This is a genomic window from Cupriavidus sp. WS (assembly GCF_000395345.1).
GTDB classification, from domain to species: domain Bacteria; phylum Pseudomonadota; class Gammaproteobacteria; order Burkholderiales; family Burkholderiaceae; genus Cupriavidus; species Cupriavidus basilensis_B.
Genome location: NZ_AQPL01000046.1, coordinates 25,217 through 36,919, shown reverse-complemented (window position 1 = coordinate 36,919; position 11,703 = coordinate 25,217). Strand labels below are relative to the sequence as shown.

Annotated in this window: 10 protein-coding genes and 1 pseudogene; 6 read left to right on the top strand and 5 right to left on the bottom strand. The window is 69.7% G+C overall.

Going from position 1 to position 11,703, the window contains the following annotated elements:
• The 4 genes and pseudogenes from K206_RS37500 to K206_RS0104735 all read right to left on the bottom strand — a co-directional run.
• A pseudogene (locus K206_RS37500) lies at window positions 1-324 on the bottom strand (MFS transporter); the annotation flags it as partial.
• A gap of 109 nt (window positions 325-433) precedes the next feature.
• Window positions 434-1,768 (bottom strand): amidase, encoded by a 1,335-nt coding sequence (locus K206_RS0104745; RefSeq protein WP_020201265.1) that lies wholly within the window; start codon window positions 1,766-1,768, stop codon window positions 434-436.
• Window positions 1,765-2,442, bottom strand: coding sequence for a DUF2848 domain-containing protein (locus K206_RS0104740; protein ID WP_020201264.1), 678 nt, complete (start codon window positions 2,440-2,442; stop codon window positions 1,765-1,767). Before K206_RS0104740 ends, K206_RS0104745 begins: the two co-directional genes overlap by 4 nt.
• A 45-nt stretch (window positions 2,443-2,487) precedes the next feature.
• Window positions 2,488-3,195, bottom strand: coding sequence for a GntR family transcriptional regulator (locus K206_RS0104735; protein ID WP_020423668.1), 708 nt, complete (start codon window positions 3,193-3,195; stop codon window positions 2,488-2,490).
• A 441-nt stretch (window positions 3,196-3,636) separates the two neighbouring features.
• On the opposite strand from K206_RS0104735, the gene K206_RS0104730 reads away from it, so the two are divergent.
• Window positions 3,637-4,440 (top strand): IclR family transcriptional regulator, encoded by an 804-nt coding sequence (locus K206_RS0104730; protein WP_043365477.1) that lies wholly within the window; start codon window positions 3,637-3,639, stop codon window positions 4,438-4,440.
• A 13-nt stretch (window positions 4,441-4,453) separates the two neighbouring features.
• Here the strand turns inward: K206_RS0104730 and K206_RS0104725 are convergent, their stop codons facing one another.
• On the bottom strand, window positions 4,454-5,701 hold the full coding sequence (locus K206_RS0104725; RefSeq protein ID WP_029043241.1) for a Zn-dependent hydrolase: 1,248 nt from the start codon (window positions 5,699-5,701) through the stop codon (window positions 4,454-4,456).
• A gap of 212 nt (window positions 5,702-5,913) precedes the next feature.
• Here K206_RS0104725 and K206_RS0104720 point away from each other — a divergent pair, with 212 nt between their 5' ends.
• From K206_RS0104720 to K206_RS0104700, 5 genes are all read left to right on the top strand, one after another.
• On the top strand, window positions 5,914-7,566 hold the full coding sequence (locus tag K206_RS0104720) for an ABC transporter substrate-binding protein (RefSeq protein WP_029043240.1): 1,653 nt from the start codon (window positions 5,914-5,916) through the stop codon (window positions 7,564-7,566).
• Between the two features lie 161 nt (window positions 7,567-7,727).
• Window positions 7,728-8,678 (top strand): ABC transporter permease, encoded by a 951-nt coding sequence (locus K206_RS0104715; RefSeq protein WP_020201259.1) that lies wholly within the window; start codon window positions 7,728-7,730, stop codon window positions 8,676-8,678.
• Between the two features lie 13 nt (window positions 8,679-8,691).
• Window positions 8,692-9,579, top strand: a complete 888-nt coding sequence (locus tag K206_RS0104710) for an ABC transporter permease (protein ID WP_020423667.1) — start codon at window positions 8,692-8,694, stop codon at window positions 9,577-9,579.
• A 4-nt stretch (window positions 9,580-9,583) separates the two neighbouring features.
• A complete protein-coding gene (locus K206_RS0104705; protein ID WP_020201257.1) occupies window positions 9,584-10,639 on the top strand; it encodes an ABC transporter ATP-binding protein in 1,056 nt (351 codons plus the stop codon).
• 60 nt (window positions 10,640-10,699) lie between these two features.
• Window positions 10,700-11,680: an ABC transporter ATP-binding protein gene (locus tag K206_RS0104700; protein ID WP_020201256.1), complete on the top strand. Its 981-nt coding sequence runs from the start codon at window positions 10,700-10,702 to the stop codon at window positions 11,678-11,680.
• The last annotated feature ends 23 nt before the right edge of the window (window positions 11,681-11,703 follow it).

Here is an 11,703-nt window from a genome sequence, read left to right as displayed (position 1 = left end):
GATGGTGATGCGCGCGAGCGTGCGGCGCGCGCCGATCTTTTCCAGCAGCAGGTTGCTGGGCACTTCGAACAGGAAGTAGCCGATGAAGAAGATGCCGGCGCCGAAGCCGTACACGGCTTCGCTGAATTGCAGGTCCTGCAGCATCTGCAGCTTGGCGAAGCCGACGTTGACGCGGTCGATCCAGGCCAGCACGAACAGGAAGACCAGGAAGGGAACCAGCCGCGCCGCGATCTTGCGGTAGGCATGGTCGCGCTCGGCGGCGCTGGGCGCGGCGTGCCCTGCGGTGTCGGGGGTGTCGGGGGCGCCGGTCATCACGGTAGTCATCGGTACAACTCCTTGGATAGGGATGGCGGGGCCGCGCTGCGTCGGCGCGGCCCTCTCGGTTCGTCGTGGCTGGCTGGATTGCTGGCGGGTTGCTGGTGAGGTTGCTGAACTACCGGAGCACGGCCTCGATGGCGCCGGCCACCTGCAGCACGCGCGCGTCCTGGCCGCCGAGCCCGCACACGCCGAGGCCGATGCCCTGCTCCGCCGCCGGCAGCGGCAGCGAAACCGCGCAACCGTCGAGGAAATTGATCACGCTCGGGTTGCGCAGCACCAGGCCGTTGGTGGCGAAGAAGGCTTCGTCGCTGTCCAGCGCGTCGAGCCGCGGCGGGCGCACCGCCACCGTGGGCATCAGCCAGGCGTCGGCTTCGCGCAGCAGGCCGGCGGCGCGCGCCTGCATGGTGCGGCGCGCGGCCAGCAGGTCGAGGTAGTCGGCGGCGCCGAGCTTCTCGCCGCGGCGGATGCGCATGGCCACGCGCGGGTCGTAGGCGTCGCCGCGTTCGGCCAATAGCTGTTTGTGCCAGTGCCACGACTCGGCCGCGGTCAGGCCGCCGCCGGCGTTGATGTCCGGCAGGCGCCTGAGTTCGGGAAAGTCGAACGGCACGATGCGCGCGCCGAGGCGCGACAGCGTTTCCAGCGTGGCCTCGAACGCCTGCGCGACCGCCGCCTCCAGGCTGTCGCAGACGAAGTCGCGCGTGACCAGCAGGCGCAGCCCGGCCAGCGGCGCGGGATGGCTGTCGAGCGTCTCGCCGCTGAGGATGGCGTCGAGCGCGGCGCAGCAGGCCACCGAGCGCGCCAGCGGGCCGGCGGAATCGAGCGAGGTGGACAGCGGCACGCCGCCGTCGAGCGGCACGCGGCGCGCGCTGGGCTTGAAGCCGGTCAGGCCGCAGAACGCGCTGGGAATGCGGATGGAGCCGCCGGTGTCGGTGCCGAGCGCGGCCACCGCCATGCCCTGCGCCACGCTGACCGCGCCGCCCGAGGTCGAGCCGCCGGCGATGCGCGCCGGGTCGAACGGGGTGCGCGGCGTGCCGTAGTGCGGGTTCAGGCCAAGCCCGGAGAACGCGAACTCGCTCATGTTGGTGCGCCCGATCAGCACGGCGCCGGCCGCGCGCAAGCGCGCCACGGCGACAGCATCGGCGCTGGCGGGCGCGCCGGCCAGCGCCTTCGATCCGGCCCGCGTCACCTGCCCTTTGACGTCGAACAGGTCCTTGACGGAGACCGGCAGCCCGGCCAGCGGCGAGGCCACCAGCCCGGCGGCGCGCGCCTGGTCGGCCGCGCGCGCGGCGGCCAGCGCACCGGCCGCGTCCACTTCCAGGAAGGCCGTGCCGCCCTGGCGGCGATGGTCTTCGATGCGCGCCAGCGCCTGTTCGGTCAGCGCCACGCTGGTGGCGCGCCCCGCGGCGAGGTCGGCGGCGAGCGCGGCGATGGTCGGGTGCGCGCCGCTCATGGCGCCACCGCCAGGCAGGCCACGCGATAGGCATGGCGCAAGGTGCGCTGGCGCACCGGGTCGTGCAGCTCCACTTCGAACGCTTCGCCGCTGCCGAGTTCGCCGATCACCGCCTGGGTGCCGCAGAACATGGCGGTGCCGGGCGGCAGCGCGTCTTCGCCGGTCAGGCGCCGGATCAGGTCGCGCGGGTCGAGCAGGCGCGTCACCAGCCCTTCCTGGTACAGCTCGCGCCGGCCGCCGCGGGTGCGCCAGCAGCGCATCTGCAACTGGTCCCAGTGGTCCGCCACCTCGGCGAAGCGCCACAGTTCGGTGCCGAGCGGCTTGGCGCACATCTGCTTGGAGACGGTGACGTCGTAGGCCTCGACCTTGCGGTCGGTGTGGTCGGAGCCGACGCCGATGTAGAGATCGTCCGGACCGGCCAGCAGCACGAACTCGATCTCGCCCGAGGAATCCTCGCGCGGCACCTCGAGCAGCGTGCCGGTGGTCAGCAGCGAGGCCGCCAGCGGGTAGAAGCACGGCACGGTCGAGGGCGGCCTGACGCCGATCGCCTCGAGCTCGCGGATGTGATGGTTGACGGCGTCGGCGTCGCGGCCGGTCCAGCCGGCGATGATGAGGCGCTGGATGTCGAGGGCGAGCGCGCCCTCGCCGGCGACCTGGAATTGCAGTGTCGGCATGTTCGTACTACCTGTTACCTGTGGCGGAAGAAAACTGTCGGTGGTTCAGATGGTCCGGATGATGTTCTTCCGGAATTCGTCGATGTGTTCGCGGATGGCCTCGCGCACGGCCGGGATGTCGCGGCGCTCGAGCGCGTCGACGATCTCCAGGTGTTCCTGGTAGACCTTCTCGAGGTGCTGCGGGTCGGACAGCGAGAGGAACCAGAAGCGCGCCTGCTTCTCGTGCAGGTTGCGCAGCAGGTCGGCCAGCACGCGGTTGCGCGAGGCGGCCGACATGGCGGTATGGAACTTGAGGTCGAGCGAGGCCAGCCCGGCGATGTCGCGCCGCGCCAGCAGGTCGGGCGTGCGATCCACGATCTCGCGCATGGCCATGAAATCGCTCTCGTGGCCGCGTTCGGCGGCGAGCGTGGCGCACAGGACCTCGTTGGTCGCGCGCACCTCGATCATGTCGAGCACTTCGTTGAGCGACAACGGCGTCACCAGCACGCCCTTGCGCGGCAGGATCGACACCAGCCCTTCCACTTCCAGCCGGTGCAGCGCCTGGTGGACCGGCGTGCGGCCCAGCCCGAGCAGGCCGGCGACCTGGGCTTCGTTGAGCGGCTCGCCGGGGCGGAACTCGCAGGCGATGATGCGGCGCTTGATCTCGGCGTAGGCCTGCTCGCGCATGGCGGCGCCGGTGGCGGCGCGGCTCGCGCCGCCGTCCGCCGCGGCGCCGGTGCCGGCGGTGCCGACCAGCCTGATCGGATGGGCCATGATGCGTTCCACGGGTATTGAAGTTGTTGTGATACTAGTCTGATATTTCACTGATCGTCAACACGGTCAGGATTGGGGTAAACGCTAGAGCGAGATGACTGGTTTCCCGGCAGGCATCTGGAACAGGCTCGATAGCGAACGGCCCGAAAACACCAGTTCACGCCTCGCAAAGCCTTTGCGGACAAGGCTTTTCGGCCTGCTTGCCGGCCTCCCGCCCATCGCCGCGCCACAACGCGCCCTCGCCCGCTATTCCCAAAACAACGCCATCCTTTTATGATGGACGCATTGGCGACGAATCGATAATCGATTTAGTCGTATATTGGTGCAATATGCATTCATCGTGGTGCAGGGCATCCCAGCGTTGGTGCCGGGCGCCGGCGCCGCGGACTCGACGGAACAGCGGAAATGACCGTGCAGGACATCGAATACCAGGGCGGCGGCATGCCGCCGCAAGCCGCGGAAAGCGGCGAAGACACCACCCGGCCCGACCCTTTGTTCAACCAGTCGCTGGAGAAGGGCCTGGACGTCCTGCGCGCCTTCAGCGTCGTCCACCGCACGCTCACGCTGGCGGAGCTGGCCGCGCTTACCGGCATGACCAAGAGTTCGGCGCAGCGCACCGTGCATACGCTGGAAAAGCTCGGCTACGTGGCCAAGCACCCGCAGACGCGGCGCTTCCGCCTGACGCCCAAGGTGATGGAGATCGGCTACAACTACCTGTCCGCCGACGCCCTGATCCAGGCCGCCAGCCCTTACCTGTCGCAGCTTGCCAATGCCAGCGGCGAGACCGCCAACCTGACCGAGCCGGTCGGGCTGGACATGGTCTACGTGGCGCAGTTGATGACGTCGAAATACATCCCGGTCCTGACCCCGGTAGGCATGCGCATTCCAATGTACTGCACCAGCAGCGGCCGCGCCTACCTGAGCACGCTGCCGGACGAGCAGGTCATGGCCATGCTGGAAAGCTCGGCGCGCGTGGCGCGCACGCCGGCCACGCTGACCGACGTGCGCGCGATCTTCGAGACCGTGGCGGCCTGCCGCAAGGTGGGTTATGCGTGCAACAACGAGGAGCTGTTCCTCGGCGACATGGGCATCGGCGCGGCCATCGTCAACAGCCAGGGCCAGCCGGTGGGCGCCGTGCACGTGTCGCCGCCGGCCAGCCGCTGGAGCATGGCCGAGGCGCAGAAGAAGCTGGCGCCGATGGTGATCGAGTGCGCGTGGGCGATTTCCCGCTCCATCGCGCACTGAGAGCGCGGCCAGATTACCGCGCGTGCTCCAGCATGGCCTGCAGCAGCACGTTGGCGCCGGCCTCGATATGCTCGGGCAGCGCGTCTTCCAGCTCGTTGTGGCTGATGCCGTCCTTGCACGGCACGAAGATCATGCCGGTCGGCGCGCGCTGCGCCACGTAGACCGCGTCGTGGCCGGCGCCGCTGACCACGTCCATGTGCGGCAGCCCCAGCGCCGCGGCCGCGCGCCGCACGCTGTCCACGCAGGCGGGCGCGAATGCGCACGGCTCGAACTTCACCACCTGGCGGATCTCCACCGCGACCCCGCCCTGCTGCGCGATCTGCCCGAACGCCGCGCGCATGGCCGCGTCCATGCGGTCCAGCCCCGGCTGCGACAGGTTGCGGAAGTCCACCGAGAAATCGACGCGGCCCGGGATCACGTTGCGCGAGTTGGGCGCCACGTTCACGTAGCCGACCGTGCCGCGGCCGTGCGGGGCCTCCGCCACGGCGATGCGGTTGACCTCTTCGATCATGCGCGCGGCCGCCAGCATGGCGTCGTGGCGCAGCGCCAGCGGCGTGGGGCCGGCGTGGGCGTCCTGCCCGGTCACGGTCACGTCGTACCACTGCTGGCCGAGCGCGCCCGAGACCACGCCGATCGGCAGCCCGGCGGCTTCCAGCACCGGCCCCTGCTCGATATGGGCCTCGAAATAGGCCGCGAACATGCCGCCCGGCACCTCGCCCGCCGCGTGCTCGCCGCGGTAGCCGATCTGCTCGAGCGCCTCGCCCACGCTGATGCCGTCGAGGTCGCGCTGGGCGCGCACGAATTCGGCCTCGAACACGCCGGCGAAGGTGCCCGAGCCCATCATCACCGGGGTGAAGCGCGTGCCTTCCTCGTTGGTCCAGAACGCCAGCTCCAGCGGCGCGCGCGTGACGACGCCGTGGTCGTTGAGCGTGCGCATGACCTCCAGGCCCGCCAGCACGCCGAAATTGCCGTCGAACTTGCCGCCCGAGGGCTGGGTGTCGATATGGCTGCCGGTGGCCACGGCGGGCGCGTCCGGGTCGCTGCCGGCGCGGCGCGCGAACACGTTGCCCACTTCGTCGGTCCGCACCGCGAGCCCGGCCTCGCGGCACCAGCCCGTCACGAGGTCGCGGCCCTGCTTGTCGAGCTCGGTCAGGGCGATGCGGCACACGCCGCCCTTGGGCGTCGCGCCTATCCTGGCGAGTTCCATCAGCGATTGCCAGAGGCGGTCTGCATTGATGCGGGGGAGGTGTTGCTGGTCCATGTCGGAAAACCGGTTGGTTGGGAAACGAAAGGACAGGTCAGCAAAAAGCAGGCCATGAGAAAAGCGCGGCCGGGACGCGCCCGGCGCCCCGCCCGGACGGCAACTGGCACATGACTTGCTTGGAGGAATTCGTCCGTCTCCCCTTCCCCCACCCAGGAGTCCTGCCCGTGACCGTTTTTTCTTCCTCCGCCACCGGAAGCACGAAACCCAGCCTGAAAACCGTCGCCACGACCACCGCGCTCGCCGCGCTCGCCTCGCTGTCCCTGCTCGCGCTGCCCGGCGCGGCCCACGCCGAGAAGGTGCTGCGCATCGGCATGACCGCCGCCGACATCCCGCGCACGCTGGGCCAGCCCGACCAGGGCTTCGAAGGCAACCGCTTCACCGGCATCCCGATGTACGACGGCCTGACCCAGTGGGACCTGTCCAAGGCCAACGGCCCGAGCCTGCTGATCCCCGACCTGGCCACGGAATGGAAGGTGGACGCCAAGGACAAGACCAAGTGGGTCTTCAAGCTGCGCCCCGGCGTCAAGTTCCATGACGGCTCCGCGTTCAACGCCGACGCCGTGGTGTGGAACGTCAACAAGGTGCTCGACAAGACCGCCAAGCAGTTCGACCCCAGCCAGGTCGGCGTGACCGCCTCGCGCATGCCCACGCTGCGCTCGGCGAAGAAGATCGACGACCTGACCGTCGAGCTGGTCACGTCGGAACCCGACTCGTTCCTGCCCTACAACCTCAGCAACCTGTTCATGGCCTCGCCCACGCAGTGGGAGAAGAAGCTGGCCGCGGTGCCGGCCTCCGTGACCGACGCGGCCGAGCGTAGCAAGCAGGCCTGGGTGGCGTTCGCCGCCGACGCCTCCGGCACCGGTCCGTTCAAGATGAGCCGCTTCGTGCCGCGCGAGCGGCTGGAAGTGGTGAAGAACGCGAGCTACTGGGATGCCAAGCGCGTGCCCAAGATCGACAAGGTGGTGATGCTGCCGATGCCGGAAGCCAACGCGCGCACCGCCGCGCTGCTGTCCGGCCAGGTGGACTGGATCGAGGCGCCGGCGCCCGACGCCGTGGCACAGATCAAGAGCCGCGGCTTCGAGGTCTACGCCAACGCGCAGCCGCACATGTGGCCGTGGCAGGTGTCGTTCGCGCCCGGCTCGCCCTGGCTCGACAAGCGCGTGCGCGAGGCCGCCAACCTGTGCGTCAACCGCTCCGGCCTGAAGACGCTGCTGGGCGGCTACATGGCCGAGGCCAAGGGCATCGTCGAGCCCGGCAACCCGTGGTGGGGCAATCCCAAGTTCGACATCAAGTACGACCCCAGCGCCGCGCGCAAGCTGATGACCGAGGCCGGCTACTCGGCCGCCAAGCCGGTCAAGGTCAAGGTGCAGGTGTCGGCCTCGGGCTCGGGCCAGATGCAGCCGCTGCCGATGAACGAGTACGTGCAGCAGAACCTGAAGGAGTGCTTCTTCGACGTGGACTTCGACGTGGTCGAGTGGAACACGCTGTTTACCAACTGGCGCATCGGCGCCAAGGACCCGAGCGCGCACGGCGCCAACGCCATCAACGTGAGCTTCGCGGCGATGGACCCGTTCTTCGCGATGGTTCGCTTCGTCAGCACCAAGACGCAGCCGCCGGTCTCCAACAACTGGGGCTACTTCGGCAACGCCGAGTTCGACAAGCTGATCGAGACCGCGCGCACCTCCTTCGACGACAAGGCGCGCGACGCCGCGCTGGCCAAGCTGCACGCGCGCATCGTGGAAGAGGCGCCGTTCGTGCTGATCGCGCACGACGTGGGCCCGCGCGCCATCTCGAAGAAGGTCAAGGGCGTGGTGCAGCCGCAAAGCTGGTTCATCGACATGGCCACCATGTCGATGGACTGAGCGGCATTGACGGCGCAGGCGCACGGACAGATGCGCCGCGCCGGTCAGGCCGCCCTGGCTGTCTCCCCTTTCCCGCCCGCGGGAGAAGGGAGACAGCCGGCGCGTTGCCGCGATTGCATTGCCTTGCCCCACCCATTCGTTTTCTCTAGCCGGCCAAGCCCATGACTTACCTGCTCCGCCGCATCGTCTACGCGATCCCCATCCTGCTCGGGGTCGCCCTGCTGTGCTTCTCGCTGGTCCATATCGCGCCGGGCGACCCGCTGGTGTCGGTGCTGCCGCCCGACGCCTCGGAAGAACTGCGCCGCCAGCTCACCGCGCTGTACGGCTTCGACAAGCCCTTCCTCGAACAATTCGTGCACTGGCTCACGCGCGCGCTGCACGGCGACCTGGGCACCTCCATCGCCACCAACCGGCCGGTCATGAGCGAAGTGATGACGGCGGTGATCAACTCGGTGCGCCTGGCCGCGGTGGCCACGCTGATCGGCTTCACCTTCGGCTGCCTGTTCGGCTTCGTGGCCGGCTACTTCCGCGACTCGGCCGCCGACCGCACCGCCTCGTTCCTGTCGGTGTTCGGCGTCAGCATGCCGCACTACTGGCTGGGCATGGTGCTGGTGATCGTGTTCTCGGTGTTCCTCGGCTGGCTGCCGGCCACCGGCGCCGGCCCCGGCGGCTCGGGCGACTGGCAGTGGGACTGGGAGCATATCCAGTACATGGTGCTGCCGGCGGTCACGATGTCGGTGATCCCGATGGGCATCGTCGCGCGCACCATCCGCGCGCTGGTCGCGGAGATCCTCTCCAACGAATTCATCGTCGGCCTCAAGGCGCGCGGGCTGTCCGAGCTCGCGGTGTTCCGCCACGTGCTCAAGAACGTGGCGCCGACCGCGCTGTCGGTGATGGGCCTGCAGCTCGGCTACCTGCTGGGCGGCTCGATCCTGATCGAGACCGTGTTCTCGTGGCCCGGCACCGGCTTCCTGCTCAACTCGGCCATCTTCCAGCGCGACTTCCCGCTGCTGCAGGGGACCATCCTCGTGCTGGCCGTGTTCTTCGTGCTGCTCAACCTGCTGGTGGACGCGCTGCAGACGCTGTTCGATCCCCGCATCCAGCGCAACTGACCGGGAGCCCCCTATGGAAATGACCCTGAAGAAGCCCGCCGCGGCGCCGCTGGTGCAGCGCTCGCCCGGCTACTGGACCACGGTCGGCCGGCGCCTGCTGCGCAACAAGCTGGCCATGCTGGCCGCGCTGATCCTGCTCGCGCTGGTGCTGATGGCGCTGTTCGCGCCGGCGCTGATGCCGTCCGACCCCTACGCCGCCTCCATCCTCAAGCGCCTCAAGCCGGTCGGCACCGAGCACTATCCGCTCGGCACCGACGAGCTCGGCCGCGACATGCTCTCGCGCCTGATGCTGGGCGCGCGCCTGTCGCTGTTCATGGGCATCACGCCGGTACTGATCGCCTTCGTGATCGGCAGCGCGCTGGGCATCGTGGCCGGCTACGCGGGCGGCTGGACCAACACCGTCATCATGCGCCTGGTGGACATTCTCTACGCGTTCCCGTCCGTGCTGCTGGCGATCGCGCTGTCGGGCACGCTGGGCGCCGGCGTGGGCAACGCGCTGCTGTCGCTGACCATCGTGTTCGTGCCGCAGATCGTGCGCGTGGCCGAGAGCGTGACCACCCAGGTGCGCAACCGCGAGTTCGTCGACGCGGCGCGCGCCTCGGGCGCCTCGTCGCTGACCATCGTGCGCGCGCACGTGCTCAACAACGTGCTGGGCCCGATCTTCGTCTACGCCACCAGCCTGATCTCGGTGTCGATGATCCTGGCCTCGGGGCTGTCCTTCCTCGGCCTCGGCGTCAAGCCGCCCGAGCCGGAATGGGGCCTGATGCTCAACACGCTGCGCACCGCCATCTACACGCAGCCGTGGGTGGCCGCGCTGCCCGGCGCCATGATCTTCATGACCTCGATCTCCTTCAACCTGCTCGCCGACGGCATCCGCTCGGCGATGGAAATCAAGGACTGACGCCATGACCGATACCACATTGCCCGAAGCCCTGCGCAACCCCGACGTGGGCGGCCCGGCCCAGCCGCTGGTGATCGCCCGCGATCTGGTCAAGCACTTCCCGCTCAAGTCGAAGATCCCCGGGCGCCGCGCCAGCGTGGTGCGCGCCGTCGACGGCGTCGGCTTCGAGGTGCGCAAGGGCGAGACGCTCGGCGTGGTGGGCGAGTCGGGCTGCGGCAAGTCCACCACCGCGCGCCTGCTGATGCAACTGATCGAGCAGGACAGCGGCGAGCTGATCTTCGACGCCCAGGGCGTGGGCTCGGCGCAGCTGCCGATGAAGCGCTTCCGCAGCCAGGTGCAGATGGTGTTCCAGGACAGCTATTCCTCGCTCAACCCGCGCCTGACCATCGAGGAATCGATCGCCTTCACCGCGCGCGTGCACGGCATCGGCGCGGCCGAGGCCAGCGCGCGGGCGCGCGCGCTGCTCGACCGCGTGGGCCTGGAGCCGGCGCGCTTCGCCGGGCGCTATCCGCATGAACTGTCGGGCGGGCAGCGCCAGCGCGTGAACATCGCGCGCGCGCTGGTGCTGCGCCCGCGCCTGGTGATCCTGGACGAAGCCGTGTCCGCGCTCGACAAGTCGGTCGAGGCCCAGGTGCTGAACCTGCTGCTGGAGCTCAAGGCGGAATTCGACCTCACCTACGTCTTCATCAGCCACGACCTCAACGTGATCCGCTACCTGTGCGACCGCGTGATGGTGATGTACCTGGGCAAGGTGGTGGAGGTGGGCGACACCGAGACGCTCTACGCCAATCCCGCCCATCCGTACACGCGCGCGCTGCTGGCCTCGATGCCGGCCACCGACCCGGACCACCGCACCCTGGTCGCGCCGCTGGCGGGCGACCCGCCCAACCCGATCAACCCGCCGTCCGGCTGCAGCTTCCACCCGCGCTGCGCGATGGCCGAGGCGGTCTGCGCGCGCCGCGCGCCGGCGCTGTCGGACGCGCTGGCCGGGCATCCCGTGGCCTGCCTGATGGCCCATGCGGACGGCGGCCACAGCCGCCAGCTGGCCGCAACGACCTGAGCGAGGCTTACCGTGACCACCCCACAAGACAACCACGCCGAAGCGCAAGCCGCCGCCCCGATGGTATCGGTGCGCGACCTGCGCGTGACCTTCTCCGGCGGCGGCAAGACCATCCGCGCCGTCAACGGCGTCTCGCTCGACGTGGCGCCCGGCGAGGCGCTGGCCCTGATCGGCGAATCCGGCTCGGGCAAGAGCGTGACGCTGCGCGCGCTCATGCGCCTGCACCCGCCGCGCCGCACCCGCATGGAAGGCGCCATCCGCATCGACGGCGCCGACGTCATGGCGCTCGACGCGCGCGCGCTGCAGCGCCTGCGCGGCGGCACCGTGGCGATGGTGTTCCAGGAGCCGCTGCTGGCGCTGGACCCGGTCTACACCGTCGGCCAGCAGATCATCGAGTGCATCCGCACCCATGCCAGCGTGTCCGCCAGCGAGGCGCGCCAGCGCGCGCTGCGCGCGCTGGAGTCGGTGCGCATTCCCAGCCCCGAGCGGCGCCTGGCGGCCTACCCGCACGAAATGTCGGGCGGCATGCGCCAGCGCGCCATGATCGCGCTGGCGCTGTCGGCCAGCCCCAAGGTGCTGCTGGCCGACGAGCCCACCACCGCGCTCGACGCCACCGTGCAGATCCAGGTGCTGATCCTGCTGCGCGAACTGCAGCGCGAGCTCGGCCTGTCGATCGTGTTCGTCACGCACGACATCGGCGCGGCGGTGGAGATCGCCGACCGCGTGGCGGTGATGTACGGCGGGCGCATCGTCGAGGAAGGCCCGATCCGCACGCTGCTGCGCGCCGCGCGCCATCCGTACACCATCGCGCTGCTGCAAAGCCGCCAGCACGGCATGGACCGCGGCCAGCGGCTGCAGACCATCGCCGGCTCGCCGCCCGACCTTGCCGCGCTGCCGCCCGGCTGCACCTTCGCGCCGCGCTGCCCGCACGCACGCCCGGCCTGCCTGGCGCAGGTGCCCGCCACCACCGATCTCGGGCAGGGACACCGCGTGAGCTGTATCCTCGCATCCGAACCGGCCGTTGCCGAAGCCGCCGCCTGAACACCCCAACGTTAGGAAGCCCA